The organism is Acetobacter malorum (assembly GCF_002153605.1).
GTDB lineage: Bacteria > Pseudomonadota > Alphaproteobacteria > Acetobacterales > Acetobacteraceae > Acetobacter > Acetobacter malorum_A.
Map to the genome: position 1 here is coordinate 1 of NZ_JOPG01000045.1, position 22,914 is coordinate 22,914.

The following is a 22,914-nucleotide window of genomic DNA, read 5'->3' on the forward strand; positions in this document are numbered from 1 at the left end:
AGATCCCGCGGGATCTCGTTCTGCTGCCAGTGCTCTCGTAACGGATTGCGGGATATGGTCCGGGGCCAGCAGCGTGGTTTCATTACCCGCCAGTTTTGCCGCGGCCATCTGACCGTAAAACGTCCCGGGATAGCTTGCTGCTTTCTGCCAGTCGGCCTGTGCTGATGTGTTATCCTGCGCGGCCAGACGAGCACGCCCAAGCCAGTAAAAACCGCGGCTTTTGGTAATGAGTGCTGAAGAGTCGGCCAGAGGCTTGAAAAAAACTTCTGCCTGCGTCGGGTTGTGCAGTTTCTGCAGGGCGATCCATCCACTTAGAAACTGCGCATCCAGACGGGTCGCTCCCGTGACGGCCGTATCATTCGCCAGAAACAGAGCGTCCTCATTCTGTCCGGCCAGCACCAGTTCCCGCGCCAGCGCATCGCGCTCCCGCCAGAATGCCGGATGACGTGCCTTGGCTTCAGCTTCCACGCCAGCCGATTTCCAGAGTGCTGCGGCGTCCGTGTCGCGTTTCTGGGTGCGCAGCCAGCGGAGATGGTCCAGAATAAGATAAGGGTCTGATGCCTCAGAGGCGGGCAGGGCGGCTGCCAGTGTTTCTGCACTGGCATCATTCGCACGAAAAGCCAGACGGGCCTGAGCCTGTTTTTGCCGGGATGCACTGAGATAAGGCACCGTCTGCCGCGCGGCGGCCAGTAATCCGGCTTTTTCTTCCCGGTTAAAGCGCAACCATGAGGCTTCCTGCGTCAGCGCCTGCGGAAATGCGCCTGACAGGGCCGATGCCGCTGCGGGCGCATCGTTGCCATTCATCCAGGCCTGCTTTGCCTCGGCAGCAAGATGGCTGGAAGCACCCACCTGAGCTGCGCACTGCGCTAGGGCAGGGCCATAACTCAGCGTTTGCGTACAGAGCCGCCCCAGCACAGCGGGATCCGTCTCTTTGGCTAAAGCCTGCTGCATGCGGCTCTGCAAAAGCTGCCAGCGGGGCCAGACGGGCCGGGTTTTCAGAAAGTCTGCATATTCTTGCGCGCTGGCATGCGGAGAGCCGACCAGACTGAGCCAGACAGTCAGACGGTCAGACACCGAGCTGCCTGCGCCTGCCGACGGCGACGGTGCTGCAACAGGCTGAGGCACGGCCTCTGCAGGTGCAGATGAGGCTGTGGGCTCCCCAGTTTCCGGCGGAGCCGAACACGCACTTAAAAGTAGAGCAGCCAGCGGCAGAATTGCCTGCCGACGCCATGCGGAAGAATGTAAAACTGACATTCCCGGAAGATCAGCGATCCCGCATGCGCTGGCAAGTCATGATCGGTGCGGGAGAGGGGAACTCAGCCCCTCAATGAGAGAAAGGTAAATGCCCCCAGACCTCGCCGCCGCCTTTAACAATCAGTTCAATCGCCACACCCAGAACAATCAGCAAGCCCACCCACGAAATCCATTTGTACCGGTCCAGCAGGCGGGCGATAACGGATGCAGCAACCCCCATCAGCAAGACCGACAGGACCAGCCCGGCCACCATTACAGCAGGATGCTCTGCCGCTGCACCGGCCACGGCCAGCACATTATCCAGACTCATAGAAAGGTCTGCGAGAAGGATGCGCAGCACAGCCTTGCCAAAGCTGCCCGGCGCGGGGCTGCCGTCCGCATCGTCGTGCGGACCGGCCCGCATCTCAGAATACATCTTCCAGCACACCCACAGCAGCAACAGGCCGCCCGCCAGTGTCAGACCTATGATCTGCAGAAGCTGCACGGCCACCAGCGCCATGAGGATACGGATAAGGGCGGCCAGTGCGATGCCGGCAAAAATGGCTTTCCGTCGCTCGCTCACGGGGAGAGAGCGCACAACCAGCCCGATCACAACGGCGTTATCTCCCGCCAGCGTGACATCAATCATCACCACCTGAAGGAAGGCAAAAAGCGCTTTCAGGCTGAAAGCATCAAGAAAACCGTGCACGAAAACTCCGATTCGATAGGCGGGGACCGGCAAAACAAGGCTCTGAACATCCTGAAAGAACCCGGAGTGTCAAAGTTTTTTGTTTCACGGGCAGACGCCGGGGCCGGAATCGGGTAGAGAGGCCCGCATCATTCCGTTCTCAGGAGGAACACTGCGTTATGGTGCCGCGCTATACTCGCCCTGTCATGGCCGCTATCTGGTCGCCTGAAAATCGCTACCGTATCTGGTTTGAGATTGAAGCACTGGCCTGCGAAGCCATGGCCGAATATGGCGCTGTGCCAAAAGAGGCCGCAAAAGTCGTGCGTGAGAAGGGCGATGCCGCAATGGCCGCTTTCTCCGATGCCGATCTGGCCCGCATTGATGAAATCGAGGCTGAAACACGCCACGATGTAATTGCCTTCCTGACCTGGCTTGCTGAGAAAGTTGGTCCGGAAAGCCGCTTTGTGCATCTGGGCATGACGTCTTCCGATATTCTGGACACCTGCCTGGCCGTGCAGCTGACGCAGGCGACCGACCTGCTGCTGAAAGATCTGGACGACGTTCTGGACGCCCTGCGCACCCGTGCGTTTGAACACAAGCACACCCTGACCATTGGCCGCAGCCACGGTATTCATGCCGAGCCGACCTCCTTTGGTCTGAAGCTGGCCGGGCACTATGCCGAGTTCGTCCGTAACAAGGCACGCCTTGAAGCAGCTCGTGCAGAAATTGCCACCTGCGCTATTTCCGGCGCCGTCGGCACCTTTGCTCATCTGGACCCGCGCGTTGAAACCTACGTCGCTGAACGTCTGGGCCTGAAGCCGGAACCGGTTTCCACGCAGGTCATCCCGCGTGATCGTCACGCTGCCTATTTCTGCGCGCTTGGCGTTATTGCCAGCGGCATTGAACGTCTGGCCATTGAAGTGCGCCATCTGCAGCGTTCTGAAGTGCGGGAAGCTGAAGAATTCTTCCACAAGGGCCAGAAGGGCTCTTCCGCCATGCCGCATAAGCGGAACCCGGTGCTGACGGAAAACCTGACGGGTCTGGCGCGCCTTGTGCGTTCTGCCGTGATCCCGGCTCTGGAAAACGTGGCCCTGTGGCATGAGCGTGACATCAGCCACTCTTCCGTTGAACGAAACATCTGCCCGGACGCTACCATTGGTCTGGACTTCGCTCTGGCACGTCTTGCCGGCATGATGAGCAAGCTGCTGGTCTATCCGGACCGTATGGCTGCCAACATCGAAAGCCTTGGCGGCGTTGTGCACTCCGGCGAAGTCCTGCTGGCTCTGGCCCGCGCTGGACTCTCGCGTGAGGATGCCTATCGGATTGTCCAGCGCAATGCGATGGAAACATGGACCAAGCTGGGCACGCCGGAAGGTCGGACCTTCCGTGAAAATCTGGCAGCAGACCCGGAAATCTCCGGGCGTATCCCGGCGGAAACGCTGGATGCCGCTATGGATAGCCGCCAGCATCTGAAGGCGCTGGATGGCCTGTACCAGAAAGTATTTGGGGAACCCGGCCCGGCTCTGTGAGCAGGGGCCTCCCTATATCTTCCATGCCCGAAGCCTGCTATGACGCGTCTGAAGAAGGGAAGGCTGGTTTCAGTCTTCCCCCGGACCGGTTGCAGGGATCGGTTTTAAACGTTCAAGACAGGTAAGGATGACCATGGCCCGTCGCCGCCAGCTTTACGAAGGTAAAGCCAAAATCCTTTTTGAAGGTCCGGAACCCGGCACCCTTGTGCAGTATTTCAAGGATGACGCCACGGCTGGCAACGGTGCCAAAAGCGGCACAATTACCGGCAAAGGTGTGCTGAATAACCGCATCAGCGAGCATCTGATGCTCCGCCTGCAGGAAATCGGCATTCCCACACACTTCATCCGCCGCATCAACATGCGTGAGCAGCTGGTGAAGGAAGTTGAGATTATCCCGCTTGAAGTTGTTGTCCGCAATATTGCGGCGGGCAGCATTGCCAAGCGCTTTGGTATTGAGGAAGGCACACGCCTGCCGCGTACCATTGTCGAATTTTACTACAAGAATGACGAGCTGAATGATCCGCTTGTCTCTGAAGACCATATCATCGCATTCGGCTGGGCATGCCCGCACGACCTTGAAGACATGACGTCCATGGCCATGCGCGTGAATGACTTCCTGTGCGGCCTGTTCAGCGGCATTGGTATTCAGCTTGTAGACTTCAAACTTGAATTTGGCCGCTCCTGGGAAGGGGACGACATGCGGATTGTGCTGGCGGATGAAATTTCACCCGACAACTGCCGCCTGTGGGACAACCAGACCAACGAGAAGCTTGATAAGGACCGTTTCCGCCGTGACCTGGGCAATGTCCGGGAGGCGTATCAGGAAGTTGCCCGCCGACTGGGCATTCTGCCCGAAGCGGGCAATGGCGGAGACATGAAGGGTCCGGAGACCATGCAGTGACCATGCCGACAGCAACGGGGGCTTTATCATGAAAGTACGTGTAACCGTCATGCTTAAGGAGGGTGTGCTTGACCCGCAGGGGAAAGCCATCGGCCACGCATTGCACACATTGGGTTTCCCGGGCGTGAATGACGTCCGGGTCGGCAAGATTATTGATCTGGATGTTGAGGGCACGGACCGTGCTGCTGTCCAGAAGCAGGCCGAAGACATGGCGCGGGATCTTCTCGCCAATCTGGTGATTGAAGACTTTACGGTTGAGGTGCTGGGATGAAGCGCCTCGCCCTGATCGCCCTTGGGGGAGTTCTGCTTGCGCCGACACTGGCGCACGCTCAGCGCATTTCCCCCATGCAGGCCGGCAATTTTGCCCGCATCTGCTCCCGTGCAGCAGGCGCCACCGTGTGTGATGCCTACATCACCGGGGTTGCCGATGCTGTTGCTCTCTCCAAAATCAATGATCGCAACGAAGGCGATGCGTCCGCACCGGCTGGTTTCTGCGTTCCGACATCAGAAAACGGTGCCGCCATGCGCGCCAAAGTGCTGGCCTGGCTGAAAGCGCATTCTGAAGCAATGTCCAAGCCTGTTGGCGAAAGTGTCTTCAAGGCTCTGCATGACTCTTACCCGTGTAGCAGCGCAAAATGAAAGCAGCGATTGTTGTCTTTCCGGGCACCAACCGTGAGCGCGATATGGCTATCGCACTGCGGCGTGTGACCGGACATGAGCCCCGCATGGTCTGGCATCGTGATACCGACCTGACCGGGATTGATCTTGTTGTTCTGCCAGGTGGCTTCAGCTACGGGGATTACCTGCGCTGTGGCGCCATGGCCGCCCATTCTCCCATCATGACGGAAATCCGCAGCTTTGCACAAAAGGGTGGTCATATTCTGGGAGTCTGCAATGGCTTTCAGATTCTGACGGAATCCGGCCTGCTGCCGGGTGCTCTGCTGCGGAACGCAAACCTGCGCTTCCTGTCACAGGACTGCCATCTGCGTGTGGAACGGACGGATACGCCTTTCACCCATAAATGGCAGAAAGGGGATGTGTTCCGCACACCTCTGGCGCATGGGGACGGAAACTACACGGCAGACCAGAGCACACTGGACCGGCTGGAAGGCGAGGGGCTTGTTGCCTTCCGCTACGCTTCCCCGAACGGGCAGGTGCAGGCTGACGATGTGGACAGCAACCCCAATGGTAGCGTGAACAGCATTGCGGGCATCCTGAGCGAAAACACTCGTATTTGCGGCATGATGCCTCACCCGGAAGACCTTGTTGACCCGCTGATGGGCGGCGTAGACGGTCTGCCGCTGTTTGAAGGTCTTGTGGAGGCTCTTGTCCGGTGAAAAAGACCGTTGATGCATCTCTGGCCCAGGAATTCGGGCTGACGGCTGAAGAATATGCGCGCGTTGTCACCATCATGGGGCGCACACCCAGCCTGACAGAGCTGGGTGTGTTCTCGGTCATGTGGTCCGAGCACTGTTCTTACAAATCCTCTCGCAAATGGCTGCGTACGCTCCCCACCAAAGCGCCGTGGGTTATCCATGGGCCGGGTGAGAATGCTGGCGTGGTGGATATCGGGCAGGGGTATGCTGCCATCTTCAAGATGGAAAGCCATAACCATCCGTCCTTTATCGAGCCGTATCAGGGCGCTGCCACAGGTGTTGGCGGGATCCTGCGTGACGTGTTCACCATGGGTGCGCGCCCGATTGCCAACCTGAACGCCCTGCGTTTTGGTAACCCGGAAACGCCCCGCACCCGTCAGATTATCGATGGCGTTGTGCGTGGTATTGGCGGTTACGGCAACTGCGTAGGCGTGCCGACAGTCGGTGGGGAGATCAACTTCCACCCGGCCTATGATGGCAACCCGCTCGTCAATGCCATGACAGTCGGCCTTGCACGGAAAGACCGGATTTTCCTGTCTGCTGCGGCAGGGGTGGGTAACCCGGTTGTGTACGTTGGCTCCCGCACCGGGCGTGACGGCATTCATGGTGCCACCATGTCCTCCGCCGAGTTTGACGAAAACGCTATGGCGAAGCGTCCGACCGTGCAGGTTGGCGACCCGTTCATTGAAAAGCTGCTCATTGAAGCCTGCCTGGAACTGATGGCGACTGATGCCATTGTCGCCATTCAGGACATGGGCGCTGCTGGCCTGACCTCATCCGCTGTGGAAATGGCCGGAAAAGGTGGCGTCGGGATTGAGCTGGATCTGGACGCGGTGCCGCAGCGTGAGCCGAATATGACGGCTTATGAGATGATGCTGTCCGAGAGCCAGGAGCGCATGCTCATGGTGCTCAAGCCAGATCGCACAGAAGTCGCGCGCAAGATCTTCGAGAAGTGGGAACTGGATTTCGCCATTATCGGGCATCTGACAGAAACCGGCCATATTGTGGTGAAGCACAAAGGGCAGTTGGAAGCAGACATTCCGTTGGACCCGCTGGCCGATCAGGCTCCGATCTACGATCGCCCGGCCACCACGCCGGTTGCACCGGAACCGCTTGGTGCAGTGCATGCTCCGCTTTCGCTTGATGCTGCATTGCTCAAGATGGTTGGGTCACCCGATCTCGCATCCCGTGCATGGGTATGGAACCAGTATGACAGCACGGTTGGGGGCCAGACGGTGCGTCGTCCGGGCGCTGCTGATGCCGCGATTGTCAAAATTGAAGACACATCGCTGGCTCTGGCCATCACGACCGACTGCACGCCGCGCTATTGTCATGCTGCCCCCAAAACCGGGGGCGCGCAGGCTGTAGCCGAAGCATGGCGTAACCTGACCGCGACAGGCGCTCGTCCTCTGGCGGTGACCGACAACCTCAACTTCGGCAATCCGGAAAAGCCGGAAATCATGGGGCAGTTTGTCGCCGCGATTGAAGGGATGGGCGATGCCTGCCGGGCGCTCGACTTCCCGGTCGTGAGTGGCAACGTCTCTCTGTATAACGAGACACGCCAGCCGGACGGCTCTGCTCTGGCCATTCTGCCTACCCCCGCCATTGGCGCTCTGGGTGTGCTGGATGACGTGGAAAAAGCCGTTGGCTTGGGCATGCAGGACGGTAAGGCCGTTGTTCTGGTGGGTGAAACCCGCGGAGAACTCGGCCAGTCCATCTGGCTGCGTGAGGTTCTGGGCCGTGAAGACGGGCCGCCGCCACCGGTTGATCTGGCTGCGGAAAAACGGAACGGTGACTTTGTCCGGCAGGAAATCCTCAGCGGTGCAGTTTCCGCCTGTCATGACCTTTCCGATGGCGGCCTGATGGTTGCTGTTGCGGAAATGGTGATGGCCAGCGGTGTGGGCTGTGAGCTGGAAAGCCCGGACAGCGGCATCCGCCCGGAAGCCTTCTGGTTTGGTGAAGATCAGGCCCGTTATCTGGTCTGCGTCGACAATGCCGCAGAATTCTGCGGCCGTGCAGAGCAGGCCGGTGTTCCGGCTCGTCTGATTGGCCAGTCTGGCGGAAATGATTTGATTTTGCCGAGTGGCGTCACAATATCTGCTGCACGACTTGTTGCCGCGCATGAGGCCTTCTTCCCGGCCCTGATGACCCGCTGAGTAACTGAAAGGGACCTGTAAGCCATGGCGATGTCCGCCACTGAACTTGAGACGTATCTTCGTCAGGCTTTCCCCGATGCGCAGATCAGGATTGATGATCTGGCCGGGGACGGTGACCATTATTCCTGCTCTATCGTGAGTGAGGCCTTCAAAGGCCTCAACCGCGTGAAGCAGCATCAGCTTGTCTATCAGGCCCTGCAGGGCCATATGGGCGGCAAACTGCACGCGCTTGCGTTGCAGACGTCTGCGCCCTGAACGGCGTATTTTTCCGCTTTTTTAGCAAGGATCCAGGTTAATGTCGGAAACTGTCAAACAGCAGATCCAGAACGTAATTGATACCAACCCTGTCACGCTGTTCATGAAGGGCGATGCCGACTTCCCACAGTGTGGCTTCTCCGCCCGTGTGGTGCAGATTCTTGAACATCTGGGCGTGCCGTTCAAATCCGTGAATGTTCTGGCTGATGCCGGCATCCGTCAGGGCATCAAGGACTTCTCAAACTGGCCGACCATTCCCCAGCTTTACATCAAAGGGGAATTCATTGGCGGGTGTGACATCGTGACTGAAATGTACCAGTCCGGTGAACTCCAGACCCTGCTGAAAGAAAAAAATATCCCTCTTAAGGCCGCTTCCTGATTTTTTAAGTTGTCAGGCAATCAGAGGGCTGTGTAGTCTGGAAACAGACAAACAGAGGTGGGATATTTTTGATGATGCGTCTTCCGTTTTTGCGCTGCGCCTTCGCTTTTGTTGGTTTGAGCGCAGGTGTTTTTTCCGTGAACTCTTCAGCGCACGCGGAACGTGTTATTTCTGATCTGGAAGCCAGCAAGCTGACGTTCGCGTCTCTGACTGCGGCTCCCCCGCCGGTTGTTCATGTGCGTCGCGTTAGCCACGTGGTTCGGGCCAGCCACACACAGGTTGCCTCTCAGCGTGGCGCAACGTCCCGCAACATGGTGCATCTGGTGGCCTATCACCCCACCAAGCATGCGGTTGCGCATGCTGCAACGCGTCGCCATCGCACCTGATGCTCTTGCGCCTCTAAACGTCTTCTGAAAAGCGCGGCTTGCCTCTGGCACCGCGCTTTTTCTACATTTGGCGGATAACGTCTTTCACCCAGAACAGCGCGTTCTGCTCATCAACCGCGATCAGGTCGAACCGTAACTCTTCGTAAGACCAGTGCGGATGTGCGGCCAGCAGACATTCCGCTGCCCGGTAAAGCCGCCGTTGCTGAGCAATACTCAGACATTCCGTGGCACCCCGTAGGGTTTTGCGCTTTTTTACTTCGACAAAGCAAATCAAGCTGCCTTTGCGCATAACAATATCAATTTCGCCACGCCGCGTGCGGGCTCTTTTTAATAGAATAAGCCACCCTTCTTTTATACAAGCAGAGCATACGGCCTCTTCCGCACTCAGGCCGTCCTGATAGGCTCTTGAGCCACGCGCCTGCCGGGCCAGCTTTTGTCGATTCTGTTCTGGCTCAATAATATCAGGCCTGACTGCCACTGTTTGATTCCTTTCAGGATGCACCTTGCCCCATGACGTTTGATATTCTGCCGCATCTTTCTCTGGTGACAGTCACGATCATTCGTTTTGTACTGGTGACAAGCGTTGCCCTGCATATTCTGCTGACAAAAAGAAATACCTCGTCCGCCATCGGCTGGATTGGCATTTGCGTTCTTATGCCTGCTTTGGGGACAGTTCTCTACATCATGTTCGGGATTAACCGAGTGCGGCGGCTTGCTAAAAAGCTGGTCAGCGGCCGGTCCTCCCATCGCTTTGAGGATTCTCACAGCTCTTCCTGGAACAGAGAGCTGGACGGACAATTTGCGCCTCTGGCCATGATGGTTGGCAAACTGACCAGTCGCCCGCTTGTCGGCGGGAATAAAATTGTCCCTCTGCATGACGGAGACGGCGCTTACCCTTTCATGCTGAAAGCTATTGAAGAAGCAGAGCGGAGTATTCTGCTGTGTTCCTACATTTTTCGGAATGATCAGGTTGGCAGCCTCTTTATCGAAAAACTGATTGCTGCCCAGAAGCGCGGCGTGCAGGTGCGCGTTCTGGTGGATGGGATTGGAAGCGGATATTTTCTGTCTCCCGTCTACCGTCGGTTAAGGCGGGCAGGGGTACCGTGCGGGCGCTTCATGCACTCCATGCTGCCCTGGCGGATGCCCTTCATCAATCTGCGCAATCACCGGAAAATTCTGGTGGTTGACGGCAAGATTGGCTTCATGGGTGGTCTAAATATTGCCGATGAAAATCTGGTTTCCAAAAAGCCTCTGCATCCGGTGTCCGATACGCATTTCCAGCTGGAAGGCCCTGTCGTCAAACAGCTTGCCGAAGCCATCGCGTGGGATTGGTATTTCGTCACGCAGGAAACGCTTGAGGGCGATCTCTATTTCAAGGAACACACCAGCGCCGGAGAGTCCGTCGCCCGGATTGTAACGGCTGGGCCCGATACCGATCTTGAAAAAATTGAATATACCATGCTGCAGGCCATTACATTGGCTCGGCGGCAGGTCAGGCTGATGACGCCCTATTTTCTGCCCGGGTCACGCGTCATGTCGGAACTGGCTCTTGCCGCCCTGCGCGGCGTGCAGGTAGATGTGGTCATTCCCCGTCGCAGTAATCATCCACCGCTGGACTGGGCCTGCTCTGCCAATATCGCACCTCTGCTCAATGCCGGCGTCCGCGTGTGGCTGGTCAACCCGCCGTTCAACCATTCGAAGCTGATGGTGGTAGACCGAGCATGGTCTTTTGTCGGGAGTTCTAATCTCGATATTCGCAGCCTGCGGCTGAATTTCGAGATCAATATGGAAACCTATGATGTCGTGATGGCCGAAATGCTGGATGATTTCATCTGCCATCACAGAAATCGACGCCTGACCCACCATGATCTGGATAAACGGAACAAGCTGATCCAGATCCGTGATGCCGCAGCGCGCCTGTTTATGCCTTATCTATGACGCGACAGAGGCCAGCACTTTGATATCCGGCCGTAACTGAACAGCAATCGGCCGATGGTCTGACGCAAAAACCGGCAGAACTCTCGCACTCAGACAGCTCATGCCTTCGACCAGACACCGATCTATGCGGATGGGAACCAGATCGACCATACGATGCGTCGGCGCTTTGGGGCCGACATCTCTGAACCCTGGCACCAGTGTTGGACCGACAAGGTTAAAGTCACCCAAAATCGCGCAGGGTGCGGGCAGCAGAGCCGCGATACGCCGCAACTGCCGACGGTTTAGCACCTGCCCATGGGACAGGTGAACATTGGCCAGAGAGAACGGACCATAATCAATAATCTGCGCATGCCGTTTGACAACTGCGCCAGAGGGAATAGTGCAGGCACGCGGAGTGCGGGCAAATGGTGTCCGGCTCCAGCAGGCCGGGCCATGAATGCGGCCGGGCAGGGGCGCGCGGGCATAATAGCCGCCCAGAATATCTGACAGCACATCAATTTCAGCCGTAGCTTCCTGCATCAGGAGAATATCCGGCTTTTCAGATTCAATCAGGGCGACAACATCATGCACGGTCGCGCCGGTTCTTCTCAGCAGGTTCCAGCTAATAATTTTCGTGCAGTCATGGTCTGCGGAGACGTGAGGCCGAAGCTGTTTTTTGCGACGACGCGCATCCATGAGACGGAGAAAATGACGCCTCATGAGGGCAGCCTCCTTTGATCATCAGAAGAAGAATGAGAAGGCGCTTCCTGTGCGGCAAACTCTACAGTCAATGTAAAGCCAACAGCGAGCAGAATTGGCCCCAGAAAAATGCCCAGACCACCAAAAGCCATTACGCCGCCAATCACCCCCAGAACCGTCAGGAGGTATGGTAGCTTACTTCCTCGCGCAATAAAGAGCGGGCGGATGACATGATCTGCGCCGGAAATCAGCAAAAGGCCATAGAGGAGGAGCAGGACTCCTTTGCCCACGTGATGGTCGGCCAGTAACCAGAGGGACGCAGGCACCCAGACAAGCGGTGCCCCAATCGGCAGAACGGCCAGAAAAGCGGCCAGCACCCCAAACATAACCGGCTCGGAGAGGCCGGTCAGCCAGAAACCGATACCGGTCAAAATGCCCTGAATGATCGCTGTCCCCAGAATTCCATACACGGTACCCCTAACGGTCCCGCCAATAATATGCAGGTGTCGACCAGCATGTGGCCCGGCAATACGGGTGATCACGGCTTTCAGCGTGTCGCCCAGAGATGAGCCGCTGAGCCAGAAAAAGAAGGCGATGAACAGAGCCATCACCAGATGCAGCGCGCCATTGGCAACCTGCATGAAAAGCACCAGCAGGGACTGAATAATATCACCTGCATAAGGCCGCAGGCTGGCCCCCAGATGGTCAACATCATGGCTCCAGTGTTGCCACTGGCCGGCAAGATCCTGCCCGACCATAGGAATATTGCTCAGCCAGCCAGGAGGAGGGGGAAGATGATGAGAAAAACTAAAAAGAGCATTCAGCCGGGACGCCCAGCGTGGGCTGGCCGCGATTGTGGTGGACGCCAGAAAAGCAAGCGGGATGACGAATCCGACAGCGCATAGCAACGTCATCACCAGACTCGCAGCCAAAGCGCTCATGCGGCGTCTGAGATGCTGGAAGATGGGCCATGTGGCGTATGTCAGCACACCCGCCCACAAAATGGCTGACGAGAAAGGAGCGAGAACAATGACGCATCCGTAGGCAATGCCACCGAGCAGCAGCGCCAGCATGATCCGTTCCGTTGTCAGAGTCAGCCCATCCATCATGGTCACAGTAAACCACGGATCTGGTACTTTGTCTGGTCTCTTAAAGCCTTTTCAGCATCGCAACGGAGATATACCGGCACCCGGTATCTGAATTTGCAACAAACCAGCATTGACGGGATTTTACAATCTGTTAATTAACGTATAATTAACAATACATTCGATAAAGTATTTTGTTCATAACATGCTGATTAATAAGGTTAAAACTATGACTGCTGTCACAATGCATCTTGGTGAAATTGGTCAGCAGTTGAGAGCTTTTCGTCTTGAATCCGGCATGCGGGCCGATGAGATTGCAGCCCGGCTGGGCGTCTCCCGCGCAGCGCTATACCGCTATGAAAAAGGCGAAGTGATTAAGCTGGATACTGTCCAGAGACTGGCTGAACTTCTGAATATTTCACCCCTAACCTTGCTGGGGGTCGGGTTTGAATATTACAGTAAGCCTGATAGTTTTTTTCAGAAAATTACACAGATTGAAGGTGATATTGAGCAGATCCTGCAAGTCTCGGACCCGGTCTGCTATCAGGTCACATCACCAGCCTATGATGCTGTCCTGCTGGAAGCGCATACCAGTCAGCAGGTAAAGGAAGGGGGGGATGTGATGGAAGCGCCAGCCATTCTGGCGCAGTCAAAACGTCGCGCCCTGTACAGCCAGCGTAAACCGTCCATCATTTCCATGTTGCCTGAAAAGCAGATTATTGATTTCCTGACGCATGGGGTGGGCGCTGGCATTCCCATGTCCGAAACATTGCGTCACAAAGCCCGGCAGGTTGCCGTGCAGGAAATCCGCAACATTATCACCCTGATCGATTCTGTCCCGATGGGACTTCAGTTCAGTGTCATTCCTAAAAACATCACCACAACCTCGTGCATTTTCATGCGTCGCAATGAGCTGATGGCGGTCGCTATCAACCCGTTCCGGTGTGACAGCTCAGCAGCAAATACTGCGGGCATTGCCATGATCACATCCTCTCCGGAAGCTGTAGCGACCCATCAGCAGATGCTTGAGACACTCTGGCAGACATCCCTTAAGGGGCAGGAAGCCATTGATCGCCTGAAAAAGCTGGTGGAGCAGCACGGAGCCGTCTGACCACGGCTTTTTAGAAATCTGACTAATACCTTTCCGGGCAGACTTGCTTTACCCTCACCACCCTTACGTCGCTGGTCCGGGATTAAAGCTATGTCGCCGCTCATTACTGTAAAAACTCTTGCCTCCTGGCAGAGCGAAAATGCGCTCTGTATTCTGGACGCAACAGCACTTTTGCCCGGGGAAACCAGCAACCCGGATGAGGCTTTTCTGAAAGCCCACATTCCCGGCAGTCTGCGGTTTGATATTGATCTCTTCTCCGACCCGGAAAGCACGCAGCCTCATACTATTCCGTCCGCAGCCCGCTTTGGCCACCTGTTTGGCGCTCTGGGCATTAGCCGGTCAACCAAGGTCGTTTTTTACGATCAGGGCAACACTGCTTCGGCATGCCGGGCCTGGTGGCTGGCCAGATTATTTGGGCATGATCAGGCTTTTGTGCTGGATGGCGGCCTGCCTGCATGGCAACGCGACAATCAGCCGGTTGAACAAAGTCCTGCACATACACCAAAGGTCCAGTCTTACGCGTGCCATACCCGTTTTGCGCGCGTGAAAGGGCTAGGGGATATGCTGGATATTGTTTCCGGCTCCCTGCAGCCCATTCTGGATGCCCGCTCTGCCGCCCGGTTTTATGGAGAGGTTCCAGAACCACGCCCCGGTCTGGCCTCCGGGCATATGCCCGGCGCGATTAATCTTCCCTACAAAACGCTCCTAGCAGAAAATGGGCAGTTTCTCCCGGCAGGCCGCGTGCGGGAGATTTTGCTTGAAGCTGGCGTGCCGGCGGATAAACCCGCTGTAACAACATGCGGCTCAGGAATGACGGCTGCGGTCCTGAGTGTTGGGCTTGCGCTGGGTGGCTTTGACGAAGGCGCGCTCTATGACGGATCATGGGCAGAATGGGGTGCAACGCCAGACGCACCCGTGACGAAAGGATCTTAAATAATGACGTCCGACACCAACGTGACGCGAGGCTGGGACAAGCTTTCTTCCACGCTCACCCGTCTGGCCAGACCGGAAGCACAACCCGAAGGCACGCCCGTCAACATGCCCGTGACGCGCGGCTCCACCGTGCTGTTTCCTACCTTGAACGACATGCGCCGGCAGGGCCAGAAACGCTTTGACCACGCCTATATTTACGGGGCCATGGGCACACCTGTGCAACATGAACTGGAAAAAGCGATCGCCGTCATTGAAGGTGGCACGGATTGTCAGGTGGTTTCTTCCGGGCTTGCAGCCTGCACCACGCCACTGCTGGCGTTCCTGAATGCGGGGGAACACTGCCTGCTTCCGGATTCTGTCTATAGCCCCACCCGTCGGTTTGCCGAAAATGTGCTCAAACGCTTTGGCGTGGAAACAACTTACTACCCACCGTGCGCCTCGGCTGAGACACTAACCAGCCTGATGCAGCCCAACACACGGGTGCTGTTTTCAGAAAGCCCGGGCAGCCACACCTTTGAAGTGCAGGATGTCCCCATGCTGGCCCGCGTGGCTCATGCGCATGGTGCCAGACTAATGATGGACAACACCTGGGGCTTTGGGATTTTTGCACCGTTCACGCATGGCGTGGATGTCTCCATTCAGGCGCTGACAAAATACCCCTCGGGTCATTCCGATGTGATTGCCGGAGCCGTTACGGTTGCAAAGACCGAGGACTGGCATTTGCTGCGGGATACGGCCATTCAACTCGGCCAGCTTGCCGGGCCGGATGATTGCTGGCTGACACTGCGTGGTCTGCACACGATGGGTGTCCGCCTGTCTCATCAGGCGCGGTCCGCCATGCAGATTGCCCAATGGCTGAAAAACCGGCCGGAAGTTGCCCGCATCCTGCATCCGGCATTCCCAGACTGTCCGGGCCATGAAATCTGGAAACGTGACTTCACTGGAGCCGGCAGCCTGTTCGGCTTCGTGCTGAAAGACACATTGAGCCAGAGCGCTATGGAAGCCATGATTGATTCGCTAAAGCTATTTGGCATCGGCGCATCATGGGGGGGGTATGAGAGCCTCGTGCTGCCAACCAGCAAAAGCATTACGCGGAACTTCCCGACAGATGAGGCCGAAGGTCCATCCATGCGTCTGCAAATCGGCCTGGAAGCCGCGGATGACCTGATTGCTGATTTAGAACAGGGGTTCAATGTCCTGAAAGCTCATAGCTAACAGGGCGTAACCCTTTTAATCCTGGCCGGAGCGGAGACGGAAGGTCGCCGCTTCGGCCACATGGGGAGAATGAATAGCGGTCTCTCCTGCCAGATCGGCAATGGTACGGGCAACGCGAAGCATGCGGGTATAGCCGCGCGCTGAAAAACGGAAACGTGTCGCCACTTTCTGCGCCAGAGCCTGCGCGGCCTCTGTTATCGGCATCTGCTCCAGCGTGGCCTGTGCATTTTTTACGCCGTCATGCCGGGCATATTGCCGCTGCCGGGCGACTTCCACCCGGTGCGCTACAGACGCGCTGGCCTCGCCAGACGGACCGGAAAGATAATCCAGTGGTTCAAAAGGCTGCATCGCCACATGGACATCAATGCGGTCCAGCAGCGGACCAGAAAGCCGCCCCATGTAATCCTCGCCACAGCGCGGAGCCTTGCGGCATTCCTTACTGGCATCCCCCAGATACCCACATCGGCACGGGTTCATGGCTGCAATAAGCTGGAAGCGGGCAGGGTAGGCCACATGCAGGGCGGCACGGGCGATACTCACGCGCCCCGTTTCCAGAGGTTGCCTCAGGGCTTCAAGTGCTGCGCGGGAAAACTCTGGCAATTCATCCAGAAACAGAACGCCATGGTCTGCCAGACTAATCTCACCCGGCCGCGCCTTGCTTCCGCCTCCTACCAGCGCTGGCAGAGTTGCAGAATGATGCGGGTCTCTGAAAGGGGGACGTCGGATCGGGCGTCCGTCTTTCAGTAATCCTGCAGCGCTATAGATGCGGGAGACGTCCAGACTTTCCCGCTGCGTCAGGTCTGGTAACAGGCTGGGCAGGCGCGCTGCCAGCATGGATTTTCCGGCCCCCGGCGGCCCGGATAACAGAATCGAGTGACCGCCCGCCGCAGCAATTTCCAGTGCCCGACGTCCGGTTTCCATCCCTTTAATCTCGGAAAGATCAGGCAGACGTTCAGAAGATAGATCTGGTGCCCGTTCTGAAAAAACCGGGGGCGTGAGAATCTGTAGCCCTGTGAAGTGATTGATAAGAGCCAGAAGAGTGGGCGCACCCAAAATGGCAATGTCGCCACCGCACAGTGCCTCTTCCGCCTGCATGGCGGGACAGATCAATCCAAGAGACATAGCGGATGCCTCAATGGAGGCAGACAGCACGCCGGCAACGGGGTTTAACCGACCATCCAGCGAGAGTTCCCCCAAAGCCGCAAAACGTGCCACTTCTTCGTAGGGCAGAACTTCCATAGCGCAGAGTAGAGCGAGGGCGATGGGAAGGTCGAAATGCGATCCCTCTTTCGGGATGTCGGCAGGCACAAGATTGATAACAATGCGCTTGGCGGGCAGCGCCATACCCATGGAGGTCAGGGAAGCACGTACGCGCTCCCGGGCCTCAGCCACAGCCTTATCAGGCAAACCAACGATCAGAAATGCCGGGAGACCGGACGAAATCTGGACTTCCACCCAGACAGGCCGCGCCTCTATCCCGGCAAAAGCAAAACTACGGATGCGGGAATTGATCATTCCCGCCCCCGGACCGCCATCAGATCAATGACCCTGATAGATCAGACGGGCACGAATGGTGCCTTCAAGATCACGCAGAGCGTGCAGGATGGTGTCATCCGTATCCTTGTTTCCGCCCGTATCGGCTTCCACAACCACGTATCCGATCTCACCATCCGTCTGCAGGAACTGCGCCGTGACGTTGCAGGTCTGCTTCAGGAAGATTTCATTCAGACGCATCATCATGCCCGGCACGTTGTGGTGCACGTGCATGAAGCGCGTGCCGCGCGGGCTCTGGGGGAGCTGCACACCGGGAAAATTAACAGCCCCGAAGGTTGACCCCACATCGGAATATTCAACCAGCTTGCGGGCAACCTCCACCCCAATGCGTTCCTGAGCTTCTGCCGTGGAACCACCGATATGCGGCGTCAGAATGACGTTATCCAGCTCTTTCAGCGGCGTTTCCAGACGGTCATTCGGGCCTTTGGGTTCCTTGGGGAACACATCCACGGCAGCACCCAGCAGATGCTTGTCTTTCAGAGCCTCGGCCAGCGCATCCAGATCAACAACATTCCCACGGGCGTTATTAATCAGGAACGAGCCTTTTTTCATGGCACGGATCTGTTCGGCACCCATCATGTTTTTGGTTGTGGGAAGCTGCGGCACATGCAGGCTCACCACATCACTCTGGCTCAGCAGATCTTCCAGCGTATCAACCGGCATGGCGTTCCCGTGGCCAAGCTTGTCCACCACATCATAATAAATGACGCGCATGCCGAAGGCTTCTGCCAGAACGGACAGCTGGGAACCAATGGACCCGTAGCCAACAATCCCGAGCGTCTTGCCGCGAACTTCCCAGCTATTGGCAGCGGATTTGTTCCACAGGCCCTGATGGCAGCCAATGGAGCCGGGGAAAATGCGGCGCATGAGCATGACAATCTCGCCCATGACCAGTTCTGCCACGGAGCGCGTATTGCTATACGGCGCGTTGAATACCGGAATACCGTTCAGCCGTGCGGCTTCCAGATTCACCTGATTGGTCCCAATGCAGAAGCAGCCGATGGCAATCAGGCGATCGGCGCCTTCAATCACCTCTTTGGTCAGCTGCGTGCGGGAGCGAATACCCACAACATGTACGCCTTCCAGAGCTTTTTTCAGGGCATCGCCTTCCAGCGCTCCCTTGTGGCGGACCACGTTCTCGTAACCGCTGGCTTTCAGCAGTGCGACCGCACTATCGTGAACGCCTTCAAGCAGCAGAATGCGGATCTTATCCTTGGGAAGGGACAGTTGTGTGCTCATGAGGAATGACCATACCTGTTGTGCCGAAGCGCAGGCCTATCGCAAAATGCGGTAAATTCATAGGTCTGGCGCAGTGAATCGTTAAAATGAGGGAGCCTGTCAGCCATGCCCGGCAAGGGTGCGCACGGCTTCGGCATGCAGAACAGGGTCTCCCGCCGCCAGAACGGTCCGGTCTCCATCCGCCCTGAGCGGACTTCCATCCCATGCCGTGACTTTGCCGCCAGCCCCTTCAATAACCGGCACCAGCGCAGCCCAGTCCCACGGGTTCATGTCGCATTCTGCAATCAGATCAACCTGACCAAGCGCCAACAGGCCATAGGCGTAGCAGTCACCGCCCCATGTCATGCGCTTGGCGCCGGCTTTCAGCGTTTTCCAGCCCTCATGCGGCGCGCTTTCCAGCATTTCAGGCGATGTGCAGGAGAGTTCTGCATCAGCCAGACGCGGGCAGGGGCGTGTAACCGGAGTGCCCCCCAGAGGCGAGCTGAAGCGGGTCGGCTGCCCGGCCACACCAATCCAGCGCTCCTGCAGAACGGGCTGGTCAATTACGCCAAGCACAGGCTGGCCGTCCCGCAGCAGCGCAATCAGCGTGCCAAAAAGGGGGCGGCCGGTCACAAAAGCCCGCGTGCCATCCACCGGGTCCAGCAGCCACCGATAGCGGGCGGCGTCATTCACAAGCCCGAACTCCTCTCCAAACACCCCATGATCGGGCAGACGTTCAGACAGAATGGCCCGCATCACACGCTCGGCTGTGCGGTCTGCAATGGTCACGGGGCTTTCATCCGCTTTATCGGTAACGCTGATGCCCCGACGGAACCATGGCCGCACCACGCAGCGGGCAGCCTCGGCCATCATGATGGCTACGTCCAGAAAAGGAGTCAGATCGTCATCGCTCATGGGGTCACCTTGGGATCGGGAGAAGGAGCGGGGGCTTCGGCATCCCCCAATGTATGCAGATAGGCGATAATATCCGCACGCTGAGCCGGGTCCGGCAGACCGACCAGAGACATGCGCGTGCCGGGTGCAAAGCGGGCAGGGGAGGTCAGCCAGTCCGACAAGGCCTGGTCTGACCAGACATGCCCCTGCTGCCCCTTGAGAGCCGTAGAATAAGAATAGTTGGAAAGCCCCGCAATTCGGCGACCCGCTACCCCTGAAAGATTAGGGCCAACGCCATCAGACGCCCCTTCATTCACGGCATGGCAACTTGTGCAGACCTGATGCACCAGTGCATCGCCTCTTTCAGCATCCGCATGGGCCATGAAAGGGGCGATAGGTTTATTTTCCAGACCGGGGAGAGAAAACGCAGGCCTGGCCGGGACTGTCTGGGGCACAACGGCTGAGCCGACAGCGCTACAGATCCATACGGACACACCGGAAAGCAAAAAGGCCGCTCCCAGCCGGTTGAGAAACATGCTGTCCATACGAGAAGCCGGGTCCTCCGGTTGCGTTTGGCTCACGCCTTTTCTAGACTGCGCGCCGCTTCCTGTCATGCAGGGCGCTGTGCCAGTTTCGGCAGCGTTTTCACACTGTTTCCAAGGCTATATTCCGTGCCGTATTCCAGAGCAAGCTGATGATCTCCCCGCTTGTCATCATCCCCGCCCGGCTTGCCTCCACACGTCTGCCCGGCAAACCGCTGGCCGATATTGCCGGACGCGCCATGATTCTGCGGGTGCTGGATGCCGCGATTGCTGCAGACGTCGGCCCCATTGCCGTTGCTGCGGCAGATCAGGAAATTTGTGATGTCGTGACGCAGGCCGGTGGCCGTGCCGTGCTGACAGACCCCAACCTTCCTTCTGGCTCAGACAGAGTCTGGCAGGCGGCACAAGAGCTTGACCCTGATGGCGCGCATGATGTGATCATCAATTTGCAGGGAGATCTGCCAACATTTTCTCCTGATGACCTGCGTGCCGTAATGCGCGTTATGCCCAATCCGGCTTTTGATATTGGCACGCTGGTGGCTCCGGTCTTGTCTGAAGGCGAAAAGCTGGCTGAGTCCGTGGTCAAGGTTGCCTGTCATTTTGACGAAGACACACTCTGTGCCCCTGCCTTGTATTTCTCACGCAACCCGATCCCGTGGGGTGAGGGAGCGATTTGGCATCATGTCGGGGTGTACGGCTGGCGACGGGAAGCGCTGGAACGTTTTGTATCCTTGCCGGAATCGGGCCTTGAACGCCGTGAAAAACTGGAGCAGCTTCGCGCTCTGGAAGCCGGGATGCGTATTGGCTGCGCACGGATTGATGCAGCCCCCTTTGGCGTGGATACCCCGGCGGATCTGGACCGGGCCCGGCAATATTTCAAGGCATGACACACGCAATGACAGATAAGATCATCGCCTTTCAAGGGGCCCTCGGCGCCTATTCCGACCTTGCATGCCGCACGGTCAAACCCGGCTGGCGCACGTTGCCCTGCAAGACATTTGCCGGAGCCATAGAGGCAGTCCATACCGGCCGCGCGGATCTGGCCATGCTGGCCTGTGAAAATAGTCTGGCAGGCCGCGTACCGGATATTCACACCCTGTTGCCTGCTTCTGGCCTGCATATTGTCGGCGAGTATTTTCAGCGTATTGAACATTGCCTGCTGGGCGTACCCGGCGCCCGACTGGAAGATATCAAACGCGTCCATACCCATCCCGTCGCTATGGGGCAGATCTGCAATCTGCTGCGCGAGCGTGGCCTGACGCCGGTTACGGAGTTTGACACAGCGGGTGCCGCCGAACTGGTAGCACTCTGGGGAAAAAAGGAAGAAGCTGCCGTCGCCTCGGAACTGGCAGCGGAGCTGAACGGGCTGGAAATCCTGCTCAAAAACGTAGAAGATGCAAAGCACAACACCACGCGCTTCTACATCGCCTCCCGCACAGCAGAGCGTCCCGCCTGCGGCACTCCCCATGTGATGACGACGCTGATTTTCAACGTCAAAAACATTCCCGGCGCGCTCTATAAGGTGCTGGGAGGCTTTGCCACCAACGGCCTGAACATGACGCGGCTGGAAAGCTACATGACAGGCGGAAGTTTTGCCGCAACCCGCTTCCTGATGGACGTAGAAGGTCATCCGGAAGAGGACAGGCTGGGCAAAGCTTTGTCAGAACTTGAATTTTTTGCCGAGAACGCCGAAATTCTGGGCGTATACACGCAGTCGCCTTTCCGGCGGCACATGACCGGCGCTCCCTCTGAAGACCAGACTTCAGGGCCTGCAGACGCCATTTCGGGATAGACGACAGCTCATGTCAGACACACGCTTTACAGGCTCCATTACTGCTCTCATCACCCCCATGAACCGGGATGGCAGTCTGGACTTCACATCCTTTGAACATCTGGTGAACTGGCAGATTGAAGAAGGTACGTCTGCGCTATGCGCCATGGGAACAACGGGCGAAAGCCCGACCCTGTCGCATCAGGAGCATCACGAAGTTATCGAACGCGCCATCAAGGTTTCTGCTGGCCGTGCGCCAGTGATTGCAGGCGCCGGATCCAACAGCACAACTGAGGCGGTTGATCTGGCACGCCATGCTGAAAAAGCCGGAGCTTCCGCAGTGCTGGTGGTCACGCCGTACTATAACAAGCCGACGCAGGAAGGCCTTTACCGGCACTTCATGGCTGTTGCGGATGCAATTTCCATTCCACTTGTGCTGTATAACATTCCGGGTCGCTCGGTCATTGATATCAGCGTGGAAACAACAGCCCGACTGGCACGCCACGCTAATATTATTGGCGTAAAAGACGCCACAGCCAATCTGCTCCGCCCGTTGCAGGTGCGCCGCGCTGTAAAGAAACCTTTCAATCAGCTTTCTGGTGAAGATGGCACGGCCGTCTCCTTCCTCGCAGCAGGGGGCGACGGCTGCATCAGCGTAACCTCCAACGTCGCTCCGGCTCTCTGCGCTCGTGTTCAGGCGGACTGGCAGGCTGGCCGCGTGGCAGAGGCTATTGCCACACAAGACAAGCTCCTGCCGCTGCATGATGCCCTGTTCTGTGAAAGCAATCCGGCACCGGCCAAATACGCTGCCAGCCTGCTGGGACTGGCGGGAGAAACCTGCCGCCTGCCGCTGGCACCACTCACTGAACCTTCACGCCAACTGGTCAAAGCGGCGCTGATTGATGTCGGGCTGCTGAACTGAGCCATGGCAAAGAAACCAGCAAAAGCAACCATGATTTCTCATGGTATCGCTGCACAGAACCGCAAGGCGCGCTTTAACTACACCATTACGGAAACCATTGAGGCGGGTCTGGTCCTGAAAGGGGCTGAGGTTAAAAGTCTGCGTATGGGG

At 57.5% G+C, this 22,914-nt stretch carries 25 protein-coding genes and 1 pseudogene; 17 read left to right on the forward strand and 9 right to left on the reverse strand.

Going from position 1 to position 22,914, the window contains the following annotated elements:
* Both HK23_RS13315 and HK23_RS13325 read right to left on the reverse strand, forming a co-directional pair.
* Positions 1–1,254 (reverse strand): annotated as a pseudogene (locus tag HK23_RS13315) (lytic transglycosylase domain-containing protein); the annotation flags it as partial.
* Between the two features lie 70 nt (positions 1,255–1,324).
* Positions 1,325–1,942 (reverse strand): YjbE family putative metal transport protein, encoded by a 618-nt coding sequence (locus HK23_RS13325; protein ID WP_086654352.1) that lies wholly within the window; start codon positions 1,940–1,942, stop codon positions 1,325–1,327.
* Between the two features lie 158 nt (positions 1,943–2,100).
* Between HK23_RS13325 and purB the strand changes: the two genes are divergently transcribed.
* From purB to HK23_RS13370, 9 genes are all read left to right on the forward strand, one after another.
* The gene (purB, locus tag HK23_RS13330) at positions 2,101–3,450 is read left to right on the forward strand and encodes an adenylosuccinate lyase (RefSeq protein ID WP_062140297.1); all 1,350 of its coding nucleotides are present in this window, start codon (positions 2,101–2,103) and stop codon (positions 3,448–3,450) included.
* Between the two features lie 133 nt (positions 3,451–3,583).
* The gene (gene purC, locus HK23_RS13335; RefSeq protein ID WP_063908410.1) at positions 3,584–4,351 is read left to right on the forward strand and encodes a phosphoribosylaminoimidazolesuccinocarboxamide synthase; all 768 of its coding nucleotides are present in this window, start codon (positions 3,584–3,586) and stop codon (positions 4,349–4,351) included.
* A gap of 28 nt (positions 4,352–4,379) precedes the next feature.
* On the forward strand, positions 4,380–4,622 hold the full coding sequence (gene purS / locus HK23_RS13340; RefSeq protein ID WP_043552652.1) for a phosphoribosylformylglycinamidine synthase subunit PurS: 243 nt from the start codon (positions 4,380–4,382) through the stop codon (positions 4,620–4,622).
* Positions 4,619–4,990 carry a Rap1a/Tai family immunity protein gene (locus HK23_RS13345; RefSeq protein WP_086654338.1) on the forward strand — a complete coding sequence of 124 codons (372 nt, stop codon included), beginning with the start codon at positions 4,619–4,621 and terminating at the stop codon, positions 4,988–4,990. Before purS ends, HK23_RS13345 begins: the two co-directional genes overlap by 4 nt.
* Positions 4,987–5,688 (forward strand): phosphoribosylformylglycinamidine synthase subunit PurQ, encoded by a 702-nt coding sequence (gene purQ, locus HK23_RS13350; protein ID WP_086654339.1) that lies wholly within the window; start codon positions 4,987–4,989, stop codon positions 5,686–5,688. Before HK23_RS13345 ends, purQ begins: the two co-directional genes overlap by 4 nt.
* Positions 5,685–7,883, forward strand: coding sequence for a phosphoribosylformylglycinamidine synthase subunit PurL (gene purL / locus HK23_RS13355; protein ID WP_086654340.1), 2,199 nt, complete (start codon positions 5,685–5,687; stop codon positions 7,881–7,883). The genes purQ and purL overlap by 4 nt, the downstream gene beginning before the upstream one ends.
* Before the next feature lie 24 nt (positions 7,884–7,907).
* Entirely contained in the window at positions 7,908–8,138 is a 231-nt protein-coding gene (locus HK23_RS13360) for a BolA/IbaG family iron-sulfur metabolism protein (RefSeq protein WP_043552646.1), read from the forward strand.
* A 40-nt stretch (positions 8,139–8,178) separates the two neighbouring features.
* Entirely contained in the window at positions 8,179–8,517 is a 339-nt protein-coding gene (gene grxD, locus HK23_RS13365; protein WP_062140289.1) for a Grx4 family monothiol glutaredoxin, read from the forward strand.
* A gap of 137 nt (positions 8,518–8,654) precedes the next feature.
* Positions 8,655–8,903, forward strand: a complete 249-nt coding sequence (locus tag HK23_RS13370; RefSeq protein WP_256940213.1) for a hypothetical protein — start codon at positions 8,655–8,657, stop codon at positions 8,901–8,903.
* Positions 8,904–8,964: 61 nt separating this feature from the next.
* On the opposite strand, the gene HK23_RS13375 is transcribed toward HK23_RS13370, so the two are convergent.
* Positions 8,965–9,381, reverse strand: coding sequence for a YraN family protein (locus HK23_RS13375; RefSeq protein ID WP_179193914.1), 417 nt, complete (start codon positions 9,379–9,381; stop codon positions 8,965–8,967).
* Between the two features lie 44 nt (positions 9,382–9,425).
* Here HK23_RS13375 and cls point away from each other — a divergent pair, with 44 nt between their 5' ends.
* On the forward strand, positions 9,426–10,841 hold the full coding sequence (gene cls / locus HK23_RS13380) for a cardiolipin synthase (RefSeq protein ID WP_086654353.1): 1,416 nt from the start codon (positions 9,426–9,428) through the stop codon (positions 10,839–10,841).
* Here cls and HK23_RS13385 read toward each other — a convergent pair.
* Positions 10,836–11,540: an endonuclease/exonuclease/phosphatase family protein gene (locus HK23_RS13385; protein ID WP_086654343.1), complete on the reverse strand. Its 705-nt coding sequence runs from the start codon at positions 11,538–11,540 to the stop codon at positions 10,836–10,838. The genes cls and HK23_RS13385 overlap by 6 nt on opposite strands.
* The gene (locus HK23_RS13390) at positions 11,537–12,628 is read right to left on the reverse strand and encodes an AI-2E family transporter (RefSeq protein ID WP_063908243.1); all 1,092 of its coding nucleotides are present in this window, start codon (positions 12,626–12,628) and stop codon (positions 11,537–11,539) included. The genes HK23_RS13385 and HK23_RS13390 overlap by 4 nt, the downstream gene beginning before the upstream one ends.
* Positions 12,629–12,833: 205 nt before the next feature.
* Between HK23_RS13390 and HK23_RS13395 the strand changes: the two genes are divergently transcribed.
* The 3 genes from HK23_RS13395 (at position 12,834) to metC (ending at position 15,863) form a co-directional block, all read left to right on the forward strand.
* Positions 12,834–13,715, forward strand: a complete 882-nt coding sequence (locus HK23_RS13395) for a helix-turn-helix domain-containing protein (RefSeq protein ID WP_086654354.1) — start codon at positions 12,834–12,836, stop codon at positions 13,713–13,715.
* 90 nt (positions 13,716–13,805) lie between these two features.
* The gene (locus HK23_RS13400; protein ID WP_086654344.1) at positions 13,806–14,648 is read left to right on the forward strand and encodes a sulfurtransferase; all 843 of its coding nucleotides are present in this window, start codon (positions 13,806–13,808) and stop codon (positions 14,646–14,648) included.
* Positions 14,649–14,651: 3 nt separating this feature from the next.
* Positions 14,652–15,863: a cystathionine beta-lyase gene (gene metC, locus HK23_RS13405; protein ID WP_086654345.1), complete on the forward strand. Its 1,212-nt coding sequence runs from the start codon at positions 14,652–14,654 to the stop codon at positions 15,861–15,863.
* A gap of 15 nt (positions 15,864–15,878) precedes the next feature.
* On the opposite strand, the gene HK23_RS13410 is transcribed toward metC, so the two are convergent.
* The 4 genes from HK23_RS13410 to HK23_RS13425 form a co-directional block, all read right to left on the reverse strand.
* Positions 15,879–17,378 (reverse strand): YifB family Mg chelatase-like AAA ATPase, encoded by a 1,500-nt coding sequence (locus HK23_RS13410; RefSeq protein WP_086654346.1) that lies wholly within the window; start codon positions 17,376–17,378, stop codon positions 15,879–15,881.
* 24 nt (positions 17,379–17,402) lie between these two features.
* The gene (serA, locus tag HK23_RS13415) at positions 17,403–18,656 is read right to left on the reverse strand and encodes a phosphoglycerate dehydrogenase (RefSeq protein ID WP_063908239.1); all 1,254 of its coding nucleotides are present in this window, start codon (positions 18,654–18,656) and stop codon (positions 17,403–17,405) included.
* A 99-nt stretch (positions 18,657–18,755) separates the two neighbouring features.
* Positions 18,756–19,550, reverse strand: a complete 795-nt coding sequence (locus tag HK23_RS13420; RefSeq protein WP_086654347.1) for an inositol monophosphatase family protein — start codon at positions 19,548–19,550, stop codon at positions 18,756–18,758.
* On the reverse strand, positions 19,547–20,110 hold the full coding sequence (locus HK23_RS13425; protein ID WP_256940214.1) for a c-type cytochrome: 564 nt from the start codon (positions 20,108–20,110) through the stop codon (positions 19,547–19,549). Before HK23_RS13425 ends, HK23_RS13420 begins: the two co-directional genes overlap by 4 nt.
* A 113-nt stretch (positions 20,111–20,223) precedes the next feature.
* Between HK23_RS13425 and HK23_RS13430 the strand changes: the two genes are divergently transcribed.
* The 4 genes from HK23_RS13430 to HK23_RS13445 all read left to right on the forward strand — a co-directional run.
* Complete coding sequence (locus HK23_RS13430) at positions 20,224–20,958, forward strand: 3-deoxy-manno-octulosonate cytidylyltransferase (protein WP_086654349.1); 735 nt, start codon at positions 20,224–20,226, stop codon at positions 20,956–20,958.
* A gap of 8 nt (positions 20,959–20,966) precedes the next feature.
* Positions 20,967–21,863 (forward strand): prephenate dehydratase, encoded by an 897-nt coding sequence (locus HK23_RS13435; RefSeq protein ID WP_086654350.1) that lies wholly within the window; start codon positions 20,967–20,969, stop codon positions 21,861–21,863.
* Positions 21,864–21,873: 10 nt separating this feature from the next.
* A complete protein-coding gene (gene dapA, locus HK23_RS13440; RefSeq protein ID WP_086654351.1) occupies positions 21,874–22,764 on the forward strand; it encodes a 4-hydroxy-tetrahydrodipicolinate synthase in 891 nt (296 codons plus the stop codon).
* Between the two features lie 3 nt (positions 22,765–22,767).
* The coding region (locus HK23_RS13445) for an SsrA-binding protein (protein WP_179193915.1) at positions 22,768–22,914 on the forward strand (147 nt) is incomplete at its 3' end.

Bases quoted from the DNA above. Each gene is read 5' to 3' on its own strand.
- purB (WP_062140297.1), top strand. From the start codon at position 2,101: ATGGTGCCGCGCTATACTCGCCCTGTCATGGCCGCTATCTGGTCGCCT.
- purC (WP_063908410.1), top strand. From the start codon at position 3,584: ATGGCCCGTCGCCGCCAGCTTTACGAAGGTAAAGCCAAAATCCTTTTT.
- purS (WP_043552652.1), top strand. From the start codon at position 4,380: ATGAAAGTACGTGTAACCGTCATGCTTAAGGAGGGTGTGCTTGACCCG.
- HK23_RS13345 (WP_086654338.1), top strand. From the start codon at position 4,619: ATGAAGCGCCTCGCCCTGATCGCCCTTGGGGGAGTTCTGCTTGCGCCG.
- purQ (WP_086654339.1), top strand. From the start codon at position 4,987: ATGAAAGCAGCGATTGTTGTCTTTCCGGGCACCAACCGTGAGCGCGAT.
- HK23_RS13360 (WP_043552646.1), top strand. From the start codon at position 7,908: ATGGCGATGTCCGCCACTGAACTTGAGACGTATCTTCGTCAGGCTTTC.
- grxD (WP_062140289.1), top strand. From the start codon at position 8,179: ATGTCGGAAACTGTCAAACAGCAGATCCAGAACGTAATTGATACCAAC.
- HK23_RS13385 (WP_086654343.1), bottom strand. From the start codon at position 11,540: ATGAGGCGTCATTTTCTCCGTCTCATGGATGCGCGTCGTCGCAAAAAA.
- HK23_RS13390 (WP_063908243.1), bottom strand. From the start codon at position 12,628: ATGATGGATGGGCTGACTCTGACAACGGAACGGATCATGCTGGCGCTG.
- HK23_RS13395 (WP_086654354.1), top strand. From the start codon at position 12,834: ATGACTGCTGTCACAATGCATCTTGGTGAAATTGGTCAGCAGTTGAGA.
- HK23_RS13400 (WP_086654344.1), top strand. From the start codon at position 13,806: ATGTCGCCGCTCATTACTGTAAAAACTCTTGCCTCCTGGCAGAGCGAA.
- metC (WP_086654345.1), top strand. From the start codon at position 14,652: ATGACGTCCGACACCAACGTGACGCGAGGCTGGGACAAGCTTTCTTCC.
- HK23_RS13410 (WP_086654346.1), bottom strand. From the start codon at position 17,378: ATGATCAATTCCCGCATCCGTAGTTTTGCTTTTGCCGGGATAGAGGCG.
- serA (WP_063908239.1), bottom strand. From the start codon at position 18,656: ATGAGCACACAACTGTCCCTTCCCAAGGATAAGATCCGCATTCTGCTG.
- HK23_RS13420 (WP_086654347.1), bottom strand. From the start codon at position 19,550: ATGAGCGATGACGATCTGACTCCTTTTCTGGACGTAGCCATCATGATG.
- HK23_RS13430 (WP_086654349.1), top strand. From the start codon at position 20,224: ATGATCTCCCCGCTTGTCATCATCCCCGCCCGGCTTGCCTCCACACGT.
- HK23_RS13435 (WP_086654350.1), top strand. From the start codon at position 20,967: ATGACAGATAAGATCATCGCCTTTCAAGGGGCCCTCGGCGCCTATTCC.
- dapA (WP_086654351.1), top strand. From the start codon at position 21,874: ATGTCAGACACACGCTTTACAGGCTCCATTACTGCTCTCATCACCCCC.